20 protein-coding genes are annotated in these 16,754 nt (G+C 43.9%); 11 read left to right on the top strand and 9 right to left on the bottom strand.

Annotated features, from left to right (window positions below):
* The first annotated feature begins 5 nt into the window (after nucleotides 1-5).
* The 4 genes from rpsK to rplQ are packed head-to-tail and all read left to right on the top strand — an operon-like array spanning nucleotide 6 to nucleotide 2,475.
* Nucleotides 6-395 (top strand): 30S ribosomal protein S11, encoded by a 390-nt coding sequence (gene rpsK, locus Vgang_RS10740; RefSeq protein ID WP_105903574.1) that lies wholly within the window; start codon nucleotides 6-8, stop codon nucleotides 393-395.
* Between the two features lie 29 nt (nucleotides 396-424).
* Nucleotides 425-1,045, top strand: a complete 621-nt coding sequence (gene rpsD / locus Vgang_RS10735) for a 30S ribosomal protein S4 (protein ID WP_105903575.1) — start codon at nucleotides 425-427, stop codon at nucleotides 1,043-1,045.
* Between the two features lie 24 nt (nucleotides 1,046-1,069).
* Nucleotides 1,070-2,062, top strand: coding sequence for a DNA-directed RNA polymerase subunit alpha (locus tag Vgang_RS10730; RefSeq protein WP_105903576.1), 993 nt, complete (start codon nucleotides 1,070-1,072; stop codon nucleotides 2,060-2,062).
* 26 nt (nucleotides 2,063-2,088) lie between these two features.
* Nucleotides 2,089-2,475, top strand: coding sequence for a 50S ribosomal protein L17 (rplQ, locus tag Vgang_RS10725; protein WP_086982079.1), 387 nt, complete (start codon nucleotides 2,089-2,091; stop codon nucleotides 2,473-2,475).
* A gap of 238 nt (nucleotides 2,476-2,713) precedes the next feature.
* Here rplQ and Vgang_RS10720 read toward each other — a convergent pair whose 3' ends face one another.
* On the bottom strand, nucleotides 2,714-3,178 hold the full coding sequence (locus Vgang_RS10720) for a DUF2780 domain-containing protein (protein WP_105903577.1): 465 nt from the start codon (nucleotides 3,176-3,178) through the stop codon (nucleotides 2,714-2,716).
* Between the two features lie 109 nt (nucleotides 3,179-3,287).
* Nucleotides 3,288-3,908 (bottom strand): FKBP-type peptidyl-prolyl cis-trans isomerase, encoded by a 621-nt coding sequence (locus Vgang_RS10715; protein WP_105903578.1) that lies wholly within the window; start codon nucleotides 3,906-3,908, stop codon nucleotides 3,288-3,290.
* Nucleotides 3,909-4,084: 176 nt separating this feature from the next.
* Between Vgang_RS10715 and Vgang_RS10710 the strand changes: the two genes are divergently transcribed.
* A complete protein-coding gene (locus tag Vgang_RS10710; RefSeq protein ID WP_157946051.1) occupies nucleotides 4,085-4,729 on the top strand; it encodes a LysM-like peptidoglycan-binding domain-containing protein in 645 nt (214 codons plus the stop codon).
* Between the two features lie 61 nt (nucleotides 4,730-4,790).
* On the opposite strand, the gene Vgang_RS10705 is transcribed toward Vgang_RS10710, so the two are convergent.
* On the bottom strand, nucleotides 4,791-5,255 hold the full coding sequence (locus Vgang_RS10705; RefSeq protein ID WP_105903579.1) for a GNAT family N-acetyltransferase: 465 nt from the start codon (nucleotides 5,253-5,255) through the stop codon (nucleotides 4,791-4,793).
* 225 nt (nucleotides 5,256-5,480) lie between these two features.
* Between Vgang_RS10705 and cobA the strand changes: the two genes are divergently transcribed.
* From cobA to cysC, 5 genes are all read left to right on the top strand, one after another.
* Entirely contained in the window at nucleotides 5,481-6,362 is an 882-nt protein-coding gene (gene cobA, locus Vgang_RS10700) for a uroporphyrinogen-III C-methyltransferase (protein ID WP_406708276.1), read from the top strand.
* Nucleotides 6,363-6,441: 79 nt separating this feature from the next.
* A complete protein-coding gene (gene cysD / locus Vgang_RS10695; protein WP_105903581.1) occupies nucleotides 6,442-7,350 on the top strand; it encodes a sulfate adenylyltransferase subunit CysD in 909 nt (302 codons plus the stop codon).
* A 33-nt stretch (nucleotides 7,351-7,383) separates the two neighbouring features.
* Complete coding sequence (gene cysN / locus Vgang_RS10690) at nucleotides 7,384-8,835, top strand: sulfate adenylyltransferase subunit CysN (protein ID WP_105903582.1); 1,452 nt, start codon at nucleotides 7,384-7,386, stop codon at nucleotides 8,833-8,835.
* 24 nt (nucleotides 8,836-8,859) lie between these two features.
* Nucleotides 8,860-10,584, top strand: coding sequence for an SLC13 family permease (locus Vgang_RS10685; RefSeq protein ID WP_105903583.1), 1,725 nt, complete (start codon nucleotides 8,860-8,862; stop codon nucleotides 10,582-10,584).
* Between the two features lie 108 nt (nucleotides 10,585-10,692).
* A complete protein-coding gene (gene cysC, locus Vgang_RS10680; protein WP_105903584.1) occupies nucleotides 10,693-11,304 on the top strand; it encodes an adenylyl-sulfate kinase in 612 nt (203 codons plus the stop codon).
* A 117-nt stretch (nucleotides 11,305-11,421) separates the two neighbouring features.
* On the opposite strand, the gene Vgang_RS10675 is transcribed toward cysC, so the two are convergent.
* From Vgang_RS10675 to Vgang_RS10655, 5 genes are all read right to left on the bottom strand, one after another.
* A complete protein-coding gene (locus Vgang_RS10675) occupies nucleotides 11,422-11,958 on the bottom strand; it encodes a DUF3299 domain-containing protein (protein WP_406708275.1) in 537 nt (178 codons plus the stop codon).
* A gap of 2 nt (nucleotides 11,959-11,960) precedes the next feature.
* On the bottom strand, nucleotides 11,961-13,220 hold the full coding sequence (locus tag Vgang_RS10670; protein ID WP_105903585.1) for an ABC transporter permease: 1,260 nt from the start codon (nucleotides 13,218-13,220) through the stop codon (nucleotides 11,961-11,963).
* Complete coding sequence (locus tag Vgang_RS10665) at nucleotides 13,220-13,942, bottom strand: ABC transporter ATP-binding protein (protein ID WP_105903586.1); 723 nt, start codon at nucleotides 13,940-13,942, stop codon at nucleotides 13,220-13,222. The genes Vgang_RS10670 and Vgang_RS10665 overlap by 1 nt, the downstream gene beginning before the upstream one ends.
* 108 nt (nucleotides 13,943-14,050) lie before the next feature.
* Complete coding sequence (zrgA, locus tag Vgang_RS10660) at nucleotides 14,051-14,707, bottom strand: zinc uptake protein ZrgA (RefSeq protein ID WP_264923428.1); 657 nt, start codon at nucleotides 14,705-14,707, stop codon at nucleotides 14,051-14,053.
* A 154-nt stretch (nucleotides 14,708-14,861) separates the two neighbouring features.
* Nucleotides 14,862-15,413, bottom strand: a complete 552-nt coding sequence (locus Vgang_RS10655; protein ID WP_105903588.1) for a YtfJ family protein — start codon at nucleotides 15,411-15,413, stop codon at nucleotides 14,862-14,864.
* A 317-nt stretch (nucleotides 15,414-15,730) separates the two neighbouring features.
* On the opposite strand from Vgang_RS10655, the gene Vgang_RS10650 reads away from it, so the two are divergent.
* Nucleotides 15,731-15,943, top strand: a complete 213-nt coding sequence (locus Vgang_RS10650; RefSeq protein ID WP_105903589.1) for a DUF1107 family protein — start codon at nucleotides 15,731-15,733, stop codon at nucleotides 15,941-15,943.
* Nucleotides 15,944-16,034: 91 nt separating this feature from the next.
* Here Vgang_RS10650 and msrA read toward each other — a convergent pair whose 3' ends face one another.
* Nucleotides 16,035-16,673: a peptide-methionine (S)-S-oxide reductase MsrA gene (msrA, locus tag Vgang_RS10645; RefSeq protein ID WP_105903590.1), complete on the bottom strand. Its 639-nt coding sequence runs from the start codon at nucleotides 16,671-16,673 to the stop codon at nucleotides 16,035-16,037.
* Nucleotides 16,674-16,754 lie beyond the last annotated feature (81 nt).

Raw genomic sequence — 16,754 nt, 5'->3', positions numbered from 1 at the left:
GTACAATGGCAAAACAACCAACACGCACGCGTAAACGCGTTCGCAAACAAGTAGCAGATGGCGTAGCGCACATCCATGCTTCTTTTAACAACACAATCGTGACCATTACTGACCGTCAAGGTAACGCTCTTGCATGGGCTACTGCAGGTGGTTCAGGTTTCCGTGGTTCTCGTAAATCTACGCCGTTTGCTGCACAGGTTGCTGCTGAACGCGCAGGTGAAATGGCCAAAGAATATGGCTTAAAGAACTTGGAAGTTATGGTTAAGGGCCCTGGTCCTGGTCGTGAGTCTACTATCCGTGCTTTAAACGCATTGGGTTACCGCATCACTAACATCGTTGATGCTACTCCGATCCCTCATAACGGTTGTCGTCCACCTAAGAAACGTCGCGTTTAATTCGTTTCTAGGAATATTGGAGAAAGATCATGGCAAGATATTTGGGCCCTAAGCTTAAGCTTAGTCGTCGTGAAGGTACTGACTTATTCCTTAAGTCAGGTGTCCGCGCGATCGATACCAAGTGTAAAATTGATAACGCACCAGGTGTACACGGCGCTCGTCGCGGTCGTCTATCTGAGTTTGGCGTTCAGCTTCGTGAGAAGCAAAAAGTTCGTCGTATGTACGGCGTACTAGAAAAACAATTCCGCAACTACTACAAAGAAGCTGCACGCCTTAAAGGCAACACAGGTGAAAACCTGCTTCAACTTCTTGAAGGTCGTTTAGATAATGTCGTATACCGTATGGGTTTCGGTGCTACTCGCGCTGAATCACGTCAGCTAGTTAGCCACAAAGCTATCCTAGTAAACGGCAAAGTAGTTAACGTTCCTTCATTCAAAGTTTCGGCTAACGATGTTGTTTCTATCCGTGAAAAAGCTAAACAGCAATCACGTATTAAGGCTGCTCTAGAAGTTGCTGAACAACGCGAAAAACCAACTTGGATTGAAGTAGATGCTAGCAAGATGGAAGGTACTTTCAAACGTATCCCAGAGCGTTCTGATCTATCTGCTGACATCAACGAACACTTGATCGTCGAACTTTACTCTAAGTAAGGTTTAAACAAAAGAGAGGACACAATGCAGGGTTCTGTAACAGAATTTCTTAAGCCACGTCTTGTTGACATCGAACAAATCAGCACGACACATGCAAAAGTAACTCTTGAGCCTTTAGAGCGTGGCTTTGGTCACACTTTAGGTAATGCACTTCGCCGTATTCTTTTATCTTCTATGCCAGGTTGTGCTGTAACAGAAGTTGAGATTGAAGGCGTTTTACACGAGTACAGCACCAAAGAAGGCGTTCAAGAAGATATCCTTGAGATCCTTCTTAACCTGAAAGGTCTAGCTGTGAGTGTTGCCGAAGGCAAAGATGAAGTGTTTATTACACTAAAAAAATCAGGCTCGGGCCCTGTTGTTGCAGGTGACATCATCCATGATGGTGATGTAGAGATCGCTAACCCAGAACACGTTATTTGTCACCTAACGGATGACAAAGCTGAAATTGCTATGCGTATTAAAGTACAACGTGGTCGCGGTTACGTTCCGTCTTCAGCTCGTATCCATACTGAAGAAGATGAGCGTCCAATCGGTCGTCTACTTGTTGATGCTACTTACAGCCCGGTTGATAAAATCGCCTACTCTGTAGAAGCAGCACGTGTAGAACAACGTACTGACTTAGACAAGCTTGTTATCGATATGGAAACAAATGGTACTTTGGAACCTGAGGAAGCAATCCGTCGTGCAGCTACAATTTTAGCTGAACAATTGGATGCGTTCGTAGATCTTCGTGATGTACGTGTACCAGAAGAGAAAGAAGAGAAGCCGGAGTTCGATCCTATTCTACTGCGTCCTGTAGACGATCTTGAACTAACAGTTCGCTCTGCTAACTGTTTGAAAGCAGAAGCGATTCACTACATCGGTGATCTTGTACAGCGTACTGAGGTTGAGCTTCTTAAAACGCCAAACCTTGGTAAGAAGTCTTTAACAGAGATTAAAGATGTTCTAGCGTCGCGCGGTCTGTCTCTAGGTATGCGCCTAGAAAACTGGCCACCAGCGTCGATTGCTGAAGATTAATTGATATTAGTTAGAAGGATTAGGTCATGCGCCATCGTAAGAGTGGTCGTCAACTCAACCGCAACAGCAGCCATCGCAAAGCGATGTTTAGCAACATGGCTAGCTCTCTAGTTCGTCATGAAGTTATCAAGACAACTTTGCCTAAGGCAAAAGAGCTTCGCCGCGTAGTTGAGCCTTTGATTACACTAGCTAAGACTGACAGCGTTGCTAACCGTCGTCTTGCATTTGCTCGCACTCGTGATAACGAAGTTGTAGCAAAACTATTTAATGAATTAGGTCCACGTTTCGCAGCTCGCCAAGGCGGCTACACTCGTATCCTAAAAGCTGGCTTCCGTGCTGGTGACAAAGCTCCAATGGCTTACATTGAGCTTGTTGACCGTCCAGAAGCAGCGGCTGAAGAAGCTGCTGAATAAGCGATAGTTAAATAATGAAAAAACGCCGAACATATCATGTTCGGCGTTTTTTTATGTCTGAAATCTAGTTGTTATTTACTATCACTGAATTTGCAATGTAGTTTTGAATTTGATTAACAATCACCGATTTACAAATACGATTTAGTGTCGATGAACGACGAGGCTATCAATCAGAATGTCAGAATATGTGGTGCTAGCATGTCTCACCAGCTCCACATTCTAAGTTAATATAGTCGATTTATTTCCAAAGACTGGTTAGTGAGCTGAGTAGTCCGCTGCTGGCGCCTTCATCACCTAAGTAATCTAATACGATCGGTACGTATTGCTCTACCATAGAGCTATCTAGACCTAACTTCTCAAATGCCGTTTTGACTGCAGCCATACTATCTAGGCTAGTGCCTGTTGACTTGGCCGTTTCCAATAAACCACTGAGATTCGATGATAAACCTGATAATTCTTCGCCAGAAGCACCAGAAAGTTGACTTGAGGCCATTGCAAGTAATGCACCTGCACCGCCCGCTGCTTGTTCAGTCGATACACCAAGTTGGTCTTTTAGGCTATTCACCAATTCTGAGCTACTTTGTAGTTGGCCAGCCAGGCTAGTGACGGTATCCGAATCTTTATCACCTAAACCAAATAAGGCGTAGCTCGGGCTAGAGACAACTAAACTAGCTGTAATAAGTGTTAATGCGAGTTTCTTCATAGCGCAATCCATTTATGTTGTGATCGAGTTTATAGTTATAATCTTTTTTCACATATAAAAAAAGCAGCGATCGCTGCTTTTATGGAATTTAACAATGGAAAAACAATTGTTATAGAATCGCTAGAAGTTCAACTTCGAATACTAAGGCTGCAAATGGAGGGATCGCAGCACCTGCGCCACGCTCACCATAGGCTAGGTCTTGAGGAATGTATAACTTCCACTTTGAACCTACTGGCATTAATTGAAGTGCTTCAACCCAACCTGCGATAACGCCGGTCACTGGGAACTCAGCAGGTTGTCCACGAGATACTGAGCTATCAAATACGGTGCCGTCAGTTAATTGACCGTGGTAATGTACGCGAACTTGTTTATCAGATGTTGGGATCTCACCAGCGCCTTCTGTGATGACTTCATATTGAAGACCAGATGCTAGAACCGTAACTTCTGAACGCAATGCGTTATCTTTTAGGAAGGCTTCACCGTCAGCCGCTGCCGCTTTGGCTGCTTCTGCACGTTGTGCTTCTGCGCGAGTATGAAGTTCACGTAATGCATTGTTGATTTCGTCAACTTCGATTTCTGGCATGTCACCAGTTAATGATGTAGCGATACCTTTCGCGATAGCCGCTACATTCAGACCCTCAAGGCCACTTCCTGCAAGTTGTTGACCCATTTGTAGACCAATACCGTAACTTGCTTTTTGTTCGATTGTTTCTAATTTAACGTCAGACATGCGAATCTCTTGTTTGCTTAAATGAAGTGCTAAGGATAGCAGTTCTGATCCTTTGATGAAACTTTGAGTGTGAAAATGGTGCTAAAGCACGAGGGAGTGTAAAATTTTGTAATATACTGACAAAACGATTAGTTTATTGAATATCCTTAACGCAAACCAAAGTAGGATGATGGAACGTGAACCAACGTAAGCAAGATAACCAGAGCCGTATTCACTCTTTGAAAGAACAAGTGATTCAATCTCAAGTAGTGGAAAGTGTTATTCATTTTTGGCAAACGCTACCGAAACTCCATCAGCGACTCTTGATGGTATTATTGCCGTTAGTGCTTATATTACTCATTTGGCCAAGTTCAGAGAAAGAGCAGCCTGTACAGGACATCGTTAAAAAGCCCGCAGAACCTTCACGTATGGCCGTGCCACTGATCATAAACGGTGAAGAAACCAATGCTACCAAGCCAAAGCCTAAAGTTGATAACAATGAGAAGCGCGTTCAAGTCAGTGGACCTCAAGCCGAAGAAGAGCAACCTAAGCGTAAGGTGAGCAATGACGCTGGCCCTGAGCCTTGGCATGACTATACGGTACAGAAGGGCGATACTTTATCTCAGGTTTTCCGTAATAATGATTTACCTCTGTCTGATTTAACTCAATTGCTTGAAGTGCAAGGTAAAGACAAGCCATTAAGTCACATCAAAGCCGGACAGTTAGTCCGTTTTCGATTAAATAACCGTGGTGAACTGGTTATGTTACGAATCGAAAAAGAAGAGAGCGCAGTCATGTTCTTCCGATTAGACAGTGGTGGCTTTTACCGTAGCTCAAATTAGTGCGCTTCGATTCAAACGAATCATACTAAACGTTAATTAATCGTGTATCTGTGGGGGTTCGCTAAGCGACCGCCCTCGCCATATCAATATGAGGAATACCATCTTCCAAGTATTCCTCTGAGATTTTTTGAAACCCATGCTTGCCGTAATAGACTTCCAAGTGAGCTTGTGCACCAATGGTAATCTCAACATCTCCCCAAATTTTTTGACAAGCCTCGATGGAGGTTTGCATCAATTGATGCCCTAAACCATGTCCTCTCGCGCTAGCTAGTGTTGCGACTCGCCCGATACTTACGGTGTCAAAACTTACCCCCGCAGCTAATAAACGTGAGCAAGCGACCAACTGATCATCTTGGTATCCGAGTAATTGGTACACGCCATCCAAACAATCTTTGCCATCTAATTCTGGGTATGGGCAGGTTTGTTCGACCACAAAGACATCAACTCTTAATTTAAGTAATTGATACAGCTCTTGCGTGCTCAGTTGTTGGAATGATTTACAGTGCCATTGAATCGAGTTGGACATACTTCCTGCCTATTAAATAACGTTTTGCTTAACATAATCCCTTATCAAAATGAGTCAAGTATTCCGTACTTGTTGTTAACCACTATTTATCTTGGTGATTTTCTCTTAGCAGTTATTCGAATAAAAAATGAAATTTTAGAATTTCAGCTAAGGCAAGTGGATGGTCATAATGGCTATCAATTGAACATCAGGTTGTGAATTAATCACTGCAGTTAAGTACGAAGGATGAAGCGGATTAGTATGGATACGATCGCAAGGTTTCCGATAAACAGACAAAACACGGTCCGACAAGATGCGCTGACATTGCCAAGCAAGGTGGTAAAAAGCCGCTTAGTGTCAGGACAAGTAGCGTTGATTGGTGCAGGACCGGGGGATGCAGAATTGCTGACGGTTAAAGCCTTGTCTTATCTACAACAAGCTGATGTCGTTTTATATGACTACTTGGTGTCTGATGACATCATGGCGTTGATCCCTGACTCCACTATTTTGGTCTGTGTTGGGAAACGGGCCGGACACCATAGTGTTCCGCAGGATAAAACCAATCAGCTATTAGTGGATTTTGCGCAGCAAGGTTACAAAGTTGCGCGGATTAAAGGTGGGGATCCTTTTATCTTTGGGCGTGGCGGGGAAGAACTTGAAGTGCTGGCTCAAGCGGGCATTCGATTTGAGGTTATCCCAGGTATTACTGCAGCGGCGGGAGCAACCGCTTACGCTGGCATCCCGTTAACTCATCGTGATTATGCCCAGTCCGCCATGTTCATTACTGGCCATTTAAAATCAGAGCGTGACCAGATGGATTGGTCTACGTTGGCGCGAGGAAATCAAACACTGGTGATTTATATGGGCTTGATGAAGTCCACCTATATTCAGCAGCAATTGATTGAGCATGGACGCGCATTAACCACGCCGATTGCCATCATTGAACGTGGTACGCAAGCACAACAAAAAGTCTTTATCGGGACATTAGCTGATCTCGCCACTCTAGCGGAAGACGCTCAGTCACCATCGTTAATCGTGATTGGTGAAGTGGTGAAATTGGCCTCTACTTTGTCTTGGTTTGGCGAGAGTCCGAATCATGTTCAAGTCGAAAATTCGATTGCCGTTTAATCGCACTCCGATTCCGAGTTCTTAACTTAGAAAAGTATTTAATTTTAGAAAAGCATTCTGTGCACAAAGGATAGAAATCATGGAACAAGAACGTTTAACACACTTACAGCAACTGGAAGCGGAGAGTATCCATATTATCCGTGAAGTGGCAGCCGAGTTTGATAATCCAGTCATGATGTACTCGATTGGTAAAGATTCAGCTGTGATGTTGCACTTGGCTCGCAAAGCCTTTTACCCAGGCAAAATCCCATTTCCTCTTTTGCATGTAGATACGGATTGGAAATTTAAAGAAATGATCGAATTCCGCGATCGTACTGCCAAAAAATACGGTTTTGATTTATTGGTGCACAAAAACCCAGAAGGGTTAGCCATGGGTTGTAATCCATTTGTACATGGCTCATCAAAACACACCGACATCATGAAAACTCAAGGCTTGAAGCAAGCATTGAACAAATATGGTTTTGACGCGGCATTTGGCGGCGCACGTCGTGATGAAGAAAAGTCTCGTGCTAAAGAGCGTGTGTATTCATTCCGAGATAAAAACCACACTTGGGATCCAAAAAACCAACGCCCAGAGCTTTGGCATACTTATAACGGCCAGGTGAATAAAGGTGAAAGTATTCGAGTTTTCCCTCTCTCAAACTGGACGGAATTGGATATCTGGCAATACATCTACCTAGAAAATATTGAAATCGTTCCGTTGTACTTAGCGGCGGTTCGTCCTGTGGTCGAGCGCGATGGCATGCTGATCATGGTAGACGATGATCGTTTCCAATTTGAAGAAGGTGATGAAGTTCAGCATAAGAGCGTGCGTTTCCGAACTCTAGGCTGCTATCCACTCACTGGCGCGATTGAATCACAAGCTTCTACCTTACCTGAAATTATTCAAGAAATGTTGGTTGCGACATCGAGTGAGCGTCAAGGTCGAGCGATCGACCACGATCAATCAGGATCGATGGAATTGAAAAAGCGTCAAGGTTATTTCTAATCAGGTAATTAACGATATCAAAAGGATTTTATTATGAACGCAGTTGTTGAAGCTGAATTAGCTGAATTAGGCATCGAAGGTTACTTGACTCAGCATCAATACAAATCATTAATGCGATTTTTAACCTGTGGCTCGGTTGATGATGGCAAAAGTACGCTTATTGGTCGCCTGCTACACGATTCGAAACAAATTTATGAAGATCAGCTTGCAGCAGTGAATAACGATAGCCAGCGTGTCGGCACGACCGGTGAGCGCCCAGATCTCGCACTGTTGGTGGACGGCCTACAAGCTGAACGTGAACAAGGCATTACCATTGATGTCGCTTATCGCTATTTCTCGACCAAGAAGCGTAAATTTATTATTGCGGATACCCCAGGGCATGAGCAATACACGCGTAACATGGCAACTGGAGCCTCTACTTGTGATGTGGCCGTAATTTTGATTGATGCACGTAAAGGTGTACTCGATCAAACTCGTCGACATTCATTTATTTCGAGTTTACTCGGTATTCGTCACTTTGTTGTGGCGGTCAACAAAATGGATCTCGTGGATTATTCTCAGCAACGCTTTGAAGAGATCCGTGCTCAATACTTAGAGTTTGCTAAAAACTTAAATCCAGACATCAATATTCAATTGATCCCGATTTCAGCCTTAGAAGGCGATAACGTGGTGGATCAAACGCAAAATCTAGCTTGGTACCAAGGTCAGCCTTTACTGCAAATTTTGGAAGATATTGATTTAAGCCAAGAGCACACTCAAGGTGAGTTCCGTTTACCGGTGCAATACGTGAATCGTCCAAATTTAGATTTCCGTGGTTTTGCCGGCACTATCGCCAATGGCACCATTGCCGTTGGTGATAAGGTGACGGCTCTTCCTTCAGGGAAAACGTCGACGGTTGCACGCATTGTTACCTTTGATGGTGATTTGGATTCAGCACGTGCGGGTCAAGCAGTCACGATTACTCTGACCGATGAAATTGATATTAGCCGTGGCGACTTGTTAGTGCCGGCTGGCGCGACCATTAAAGCGACCAATCAATTTCTTGCCGATGTGGTGTGGATGACGGATCAGCCTTTTGCACCTGGGCGTCAATACGACATTAAAATTGCTGGTAAGAAAACCGTAGGTCAATTAGAAGCGGTAAAACATCAATATGACATCAACAATTTGGATGAGTTTGCCACATCTGAGCTGCCGCTTAACGGTATCGGTTTATGTGAAATCTCCCTGACGGAAACCGTCGCGTTGGATAAATATACCGAATGTGCGGATACGGGTGGCTTTATCATTATTGACCGTTTATCCAACGTGACAGTAGGCGCGGGCATGGTGCGCGAGCGTTTAACACAGCAGCAAGGTAAAGTGCCTCAGGCATCAAGCTTTGAAGTGGAATTGAATGCCTTGATCCGTAAGCATTTCCCACATTGGGAAGCGAAGGACATCAGTCAACTTTTCCAAGCTAATCAAGCAGACGAAAAACACTAACGCTCGGAAATGGTGGAGAATGCCATGTTGGAAAAATGGTTTGTGTTACTGCTGTTGATCGCCATTATTGGCAGTTTGATCTTCACCAAAGTGAAACCGAGCTTTATTTTCGCTACCGCCGCTCTGGTGGCTTTTATGACCGGAGCGGTGGATCTTGATGGCTTAGCGAAAAATTTTACTAACTCGTCATTACTGACTTTAGTGTTGTTGATCTTAGCTTCTTGCGCACTGGAGAAAACGCGTTTGATCAGTTGGATCAGTCGCCATATTTCTTCTGGGCGCTTGGGCTCTGTGGTGGCAAAACTGGGTTTATCTACCGCATTCCTATCGTCTTTTACCAATAATACCGCGGTTGTGGTGTCTTTGATTGGCGCGATCAAGCGTAACCAATCTCATGCCCCTTCTCGTTTATTGATTCCGTTATCTTATGCGGCGATCTTAGGGGGTACATTAACTCTTATTGGCACATCGACTAACTTGATCATTAATAGTTTTGTGGTTGATGCTGGGCTACCGAGTTTAGGTTTCTTCGCACCAACATACATAGGACTCGCAATTTTGTTGGTTGGTGTGGTGGTGTTGATCCCTTTGAGTTATGTATTGCCGCACAGCGATGTCAACGAGCAAGATGATCTTCCTTATTTTCTTGAAGCCAAAATTGAGTCTGGCTCGCCTCTGATTGGGCAAAGTATTGCGCAAAATAATTTACGTGCTTTGCGTAAGCTGTTTCTTGCTGAAGTGATTCGAGATGAGGTGACGATGCCTTCGGTGACGCCGGATCTTATTTTGTTAGAAAACGATCGCTTGCTATTTTGTGGTGATGTGGAAAGCGTTGCCACTCTCCAAGAGATCCCTGGGATCACCTTGTTTGGACAGCATCACCTTAACGGGCAAAGTTTTATTGAAGTGGTGGTGAGCCAATCCTCATCGATCTGTAATAAGACGTTAAAGTCGAGCCAATTTCGCGATCGCTTTGATGCCGTGGTGGTAGCGATCCGCCGAGGGCATGAGCGTTTGGAAGGTGGGCTAGGGAATATCAAGCTTGCCGCTGGCGATACCTTGGTTTTGGTACCGGGTAAGGGCTTTCAAAGCGCCAGACAAACTAATAATAAAGAGTTTGTTCTGATTAATGATCTTGATTCAAGTGCCAAGCTCGATTTCAAAAAATCCGCGTTGGTGTTACTTGGTTTTGCTGGCGTGATTGTTTTTTCCTTGTTGGGAATGATCCCCATTATTAAAGGTTTAGCGGCTTATCTTGTGGTGATGTTGGCGATGGGAGCCATCGGTATTAATGAGTTACGACGCCGCTTTCCGATTGATATTGTCATGATCGTGGGCTCTGCCTTGTGTTTGGCGCAGTTGATGATGTCTTCAGGCTTATCAAAGTCAATCGGTGATTTGTTTATTTACTTATTTAATGGCTCTGGCCCAATGGGCGCTTTAATTGCCACCTACTTACTCACCTTGTTATTAACCGAACTGATTACCAATAATGCCGCGGCGGCATTAGCTTTTCCGCTTGGTTATAGCATGGCTGTGGGCTATGGCGTTGATCCTATGCCGTTTATTATGGCCGTTTTATTTGGCGCCAGTGCCAGTTTTATTTCGCCGTACGGCTATCAGACCAACTTATTGGTTTACAGCGTAGGTAATTATCGTATTAGTGATTTTGTAAAAGTGGGCGTGCCTATTTCGGTTGTGTATTCCGTGGTGACACTCACTTTAATCCCGTATTTTTTCCCTTTTTAATATTTTAGTTCTACCCAAAGTCATTGCAGTGAAGCGAATGAAGACCAATTAACAACGCTATCGTTTCAACGACTAAGGGGATATAAAGCCATGAGGATGGATTCTTATATGACCGTAGTAAACAAAGATGAAAATGTGATTTGGCATCAACATCAAGTGACCAAGCAAACTCGCGCAGAGCTGAAAAAGCAAAAACCTGCTGTATTGTGGTTTACTGGTTTATCTGGCGCTGGAAAATCAACGGTGGCAGGTGCGTTAGAAAGTGAATTGACCCAGTTGGGGTATCACACGTATTTGCTGGATGGTGATAATGTTCGTCATGGTTTGTGCAGTGATTTAGGATTTTCGTCTCAAGACCGACGCGAAAATATTCGCCGTATTGGTGAATTAGCGAAGTTGATGGCGGATGCGGGGCTAATTGTGTTATCGGCTTTCATTTCGCCTCATCGAGCAGAGCGACAAATGGTGCGTGATTTATTGCCTCAAGGGGAATTTATTGAAGTGTTTGTGAATGCCCCTCTAGAAGTGTGTGAGCAACGCGATCCTAAAGGTTTATATAAGAAGGCGCGCGCAGGGGAAATTGCCAACTTCACCGGTATTGATTCAGAATATGAAGTGCCACTGAATCCTGACATTGACTTACCGGCTGGAGAAATAGCGTTGAGTGGGCTGGTGGAGCAATGCCTGCACACCTTACGTGAAAAAGGCATTATTGCTTAGGTCAATCAATTGCTTAAGGTTATCAAGAACAAGCCTAGCAAGAACAAGCTGAACAATAAAACAAAAAGGAGCGCTTGATGTGCTCCTTTTTGCTTATATCAATCATAGTGTTAGTCGTTATTGATCATCGTATTCTTCAATCGATTCACCCTGCAAAGTGTAGCCCGTCTGCGCTAACTCATGATCGAGCACTTGCGTTTCTAATGTGCCGATCACATAGACGACATCCCACAATTGTTGCACTGGAGCGCCTTTAGGGAATTTTACGTAAATGATTTGGTTGGGAGGTGGTGGTGGCACGTGAATACAAGCGCCGAAATACGGCACTAATAAGAACTCAGTAATGGTATTTTCATCGCCTTCTAAAGGGATCACGAACCCTGGGATTTTCACATAGCTATGGTTTAGTTCCGGGCGAGTATTGCCAATCAAATTTTGTTTTGCAGCACCGCCTTCATGCCCACCTGGTGCTGGCATGCCGAGCTTGTCGAAGTTTTTCTGTTCATCAACTGGGACTAAATCAATCCAATCTAGCTTTAGCGCTTCTTTGCTTTCATTAGCATGTACAACAGGCATATTGGTGGTTAAAAGCAGTAATGCGCTCCACAATAATCCAGACAAAATGAAGCGAGAAGACAATGAAATTCGTTGCATGTTTATACCTTAATCGTCATACCATCAACAATAGAATGGCGGTAAGCCTTCAATGCAGGCACTAACCCAATGATTATACCAGCACATTGAACCAATAGAAGTAACATAAGGTCGTGATGAGTTAAACCATTGAGCGCTATCTTTATGCCATATTGATGTTCGATGAGGGGGGCTGCGCCCGCGAGGACGAGGTAAAGACCTGCGGTGCCAGCTGCTATCCCCAATGCTGTTAGAAGGCTGGCTTCGCTGATTAATAGTAAGAAAATGTGTTTTGGTTGTGCGCCCATCGCACGTAAAATGGCCATCTCTCGACGCCTTTCATTCAAGCCGGTTAGTAAGCTGGTTAACATACCAAGTAAGCCAGCAACCACAACAAAGCTAGAAATCACCAAAAGCGCTTGTTCTGCGACTGACATCATTCCCCATAACTCACTTAAAGCAATGCCGGGTAAAATCGCACTTAATGGTTCTTTACTGTAATTATTGATTTGTCGTTGCAGCATGAAGGTTTGAATTTTGCTGTTCAATCCAAGCATAAATGCCGTAATTTGCTTAGGTTCAAATTGCTGTTTCTTTAACTCGTCAGCTGAAGGTGTGTGACCAAGGTGAGCGCCGGATTCCCATCCAACGTGGATAGCTTCAATCGCGCCTAATGAGACATGGACGGTTTTATCTACAGGCGTACCAGTGGGCGACAAGATGCCCACAATGGTGAAGGGCAAATTCTTATGGCGAGTAAATGACTTATCGCTGATGCCGTGTGCAATAACGATTTTATCACCGACATGATAGTTGAGGGTTTTGGCGACATCCGCGCCGATCACCGCATCAAATAAACCGTTAAAAGCTTTACCCTGAGCAAAGTTCAGCTGTTGCTTGCTGCCATATTGGTAAAACGAAAAATAATCTTGGTTGGTCCCCATTACCCGAAAACCACGGTGAGAATCACCTAATGAGATAGGAATTGACCATTTGACTTGGGGTAAGTGAGCGATTTCTTGGTAGCTGCGCCAATCGATGTTGTTAGTGGCATTACCGATACGAAATACAGAATAAAGCAATAGATTAATGTTGCCAGAGCGTGCACCGACAATGAGGTCGGTATTGGAAATGGTATTGGCAAAACTGCTTTTGGCCTGAGTTCGGATTTTTTCAACACCGAGCAGCAGAATGACGGAAATGGCGACCGTTAAAATGGTCAAGAACGCGGTGGTTTTTCGGTTAAGTAGGCTTTTCCAAGCTAGTGAAACGATAGCACTCATTATGGTCGCTCCTGGGTAGCCGTCTGTGTTGATTGATTCAATGCCGGTAATTCAATACAACGATCAAAATAGGTTTGTAAGCTGGCATCGTGGCTAACAAAAATAACCGTGGCTCCCGAACGGTTGGCTTCTTCAATTAATAATTCAATAAAGGCTTGGCGGTTATCTTGATCCAATGATGAGGTTGGCTCATCAGCGATCAACAATTCAGGTTGGCCAATCAAGGCTCGTGCGGCAGCCACTCGTTGCTGTTGACCAATACTTAATTCATTGACCGAGCGTTGGAAGCAGTCTTCCGGCAAATGTAAGCGAGATAAGAGTTGACGAGCTTGTTGTTCCATCGAGCCGTGCTGTTGAGCTTTTTTCTTACGACGGGATGAAAAACGACAAGGCAAAAGTACATTTTCAATAACCGATAAATACGGAAGCAAATTAAATTGTTGAAAAATATAGCCAATATGATCGGAGCGGAATTGATCACGCTGCGCTTGCGATAATACCGATAAACTTTTGCCTAAAATGATGGCTTCACCATGCTGAGCTTGAGTCATACCAGTCAGTAAGCTCAGTAGAGTGGATTTACCACTGCCACTGGGACCTTTGATAAAGACATGTTGCTGAGAGGGGATGGAAAGCTGATCAATATCCAGCACTGGAGAATCTTGCTTTGGCCAAGTGAAACGAATTTGGCGCAGTTCAACGGCATGAGAATGGGAAGCCATAATTATCCTATTGGTATGAGGTCACTTAGGTATATTTACCGTGTGCCACCTTCAAAGCGGTAAAGGTCGCTTTGAAAGTGGAATACTCTGATCTTATCCGAGCATTGTCTACCAACTTATTTGAGCATTATTAGCTTTTAATTCAAGGTGTTTTTGTGCTTTGTCAGTCAGTAAATTGACTTCAATAGTTTGTGTTGCAGGGAAGTGTTTAAACCATTGAGTATTAATTTGAGAAAGTTTAGCAATATCAGAACATTGGTATTGATATTGTAAATTAAAGGCACCATGCTCTTCGTGGTCGTGGTCGTGGTCGTGGTCGTGGTCGTGGTCGTGGTCGTGGTCGTGGTCGTGGTCGTGGTCGTGGTCGTGGTCGTGGTCGTGGTCGTGGTCGTGGTCGTGGTCGTGGTCATCATGCTCATGCGCGGCAATATTGTCATTGACTTGCGCGTCCACTAATTGGCAATCGGCACCACTGGTTAATGTGAATAGCTGGTTAGCGTCCGCTAAAAGAGTACGAGCTTGCTGGTAGACTTTTTGCTCTTCATCACTTTGTGGGGCATGTTCAAAGCCGAGTACATCTTGACCTGGTGATTGTACTTCAATTAACACATCCTTACCGTCTTGTACCATGCTGAATGTCACGATGCCATGAACATGGGCTTGATGCTGACGAAATTCATCGTGATCATCGGCTAGAGCTGAATGTGAAATGATTGCTAGGCAGGCTGCCGAAAGAGCGGATAATGCAAAATGTGTTTTTTTCATGAGGTTTCTCTTCATTCTATATGAAAGGATGTGAGAGAAGCTGACTCGAATGCGAGGGTTCCTTTCTCACCAAGATTCGACCGTTATACTATAACAATTATCATCTTGGCAAGAAGTGTTATGTTATTACATTTCTATTGCAAGAAAATGGCGACTAAATATTTTGTTTAATCAGTTGCAGTACTTGCTTGATTTGCTGCTCGTTTAAAGCCCCTTCTTGATTAAAAAGCACACGGCCTGTTTTATCTTGCACGATAATGGTTGAGGTCTTTGGGGTTAATTGCCATTGTTGTGCCACGACGCCATTTTCATCCAGCACCATAGATGACCACGGAAACTCTTCTTTGCCATCTTCAGCTGATGACTTTACAAAAGCACTGGTGCCCCAAATAGAATCGTCTTGGTTCACGATGCTGGTGGTTTGGTATTTATCTTCAGGGAAGTGAGAATTTGTGATGGCTTCCATTAAAGGTTCATTCATAGCTTTAGCACCTGAGCGTCCAGCAATCGCATGAATCACTCGTACTTTACCTAGCATCAATTCGGTATTCCAAGGCAAATAATTAAAGTCGCCATCTTGAATGAAAATTTCTCCACCTTTCTCGACACTGACCGCCGGAACGCTGCTACCAACTTTAATGTTGTTGGCATTAGCCATGAAACTGAACATGCCCAATAACAGTGCAATGGATATTTTTTTGATCATTGTTGTCTACCTAGTTAAATGATGGAAATGAGAAAGTCTTCATATAATAGCGCATAAATGAGTTTGAAAAGTACGAAATGTTGCTTGGCTCTAATTTTGCATAGCTTATATCAATTACAAAGGTATTTGACTCAGTTGCAATCTGCGCGTGGTCACTAATTTGAAGTCAACTTGCTCGATTAAGTGGCTGAATAAAAGATTAGCAACTATAAACACAGTAATACTTTCGTAATACATAGATGGAACAATGCCCTGCGTATTTCGGAGTTACGGCTTGTTAGCTCGTTGTTTTAAATAACAATAATTAGGATAGACAAATGAACATGCAGCCAATTTTTAATCGTTATCGTCCATTGCAAATTGCTCGCTTTGTCAAAGTGGTATTTAAAGGACACTTTGGTATTAAAGGCGTTGGGGAATTCTATTTTGATCAAGGCAAAGTGCTGCTGCCTGATGTATCAAATAAAAAACAGCTGAAGATCATGAAAGAGGTGAATTTGGCGATTGCTCAATTGTCGATGGAGTCGTAATCAAACTCGGCCAAATTGTTAATTCACGTTCCCTATGTTAACCAAGCTTAATTAAGGCATTAAGCTTGGTAGGCTGGTTTTGATTGACGAGTTACTCTGCCAGGCTTGGCGGGAAACACACTCCCGTGCCACCGATGCCGCAGTAACCTTGCGGGTTTTTCGCTAAATACTGCTGGTGGTAGGTCTCTGCTAAGTAATACTCTTGCATTAAAGCCACCTCGGTGGTGATGTCCTTGCTTAATGCTTCTCCTAGCGCTTGTTGATAGGTGCGCAGGCTTTGCTGGGCAATCTCTAAGTCTTGTTCATTTTCAGTAAAAATTACTGAGCGGTATTGGGTACCAATGTCGTTTCCTTGACGCATGCCTTGTGTAGGATCGTGCTTCTCCCAAAATACCACTAAAAGCGCTTGCAGGGATAAAACCGCAGGGTCGAAAATCACACGTACGACTTCGGCATGTCCCGTTTCTCCCGTACACACTTCTTGATAGGTTGGGTTGGGCGTAAAGCCACCGCTATAACCTACTGAGGTCGAAATGACGCCATCTAATTGCCAGAATACGCGCTCAGCTCCCCAGAAGCAGCCAAGTCCAAGTAGTACTTCTTTGCTACCAGCCGGTTTATCGGCGGTTAAATCGGTTTGATTGACAAAATGCAGTTCAGTGATGAGCATTTTCTCTTCGCGACCGGCTAATGCTGTCTCTTTAGTCACTAATTTCTCTTTATTCGACATATATAATCCTCATCCGACTTTTGAGAAAAGGGAAAGTCTGGTAGTTTAACTTACATAATAAAATGAGGTTAAGGTACAGCC

The organism is Vibrio gangliei (assembly GCF_026001925.1).
In the GTDB taxonomy this organism is placed as follows: domain Bacteria; phylum Pseudomonadota; class Gammaproteobacteria; order Enterobacterales; family Vibrionaceae; genus Vibrio; species Vibrio gangliei.
The sequence above is the reverse complement of the archived record's forward strand: the minus strand, read 5'-3'. Positions and strand labels throughout refer to the sequence as shown.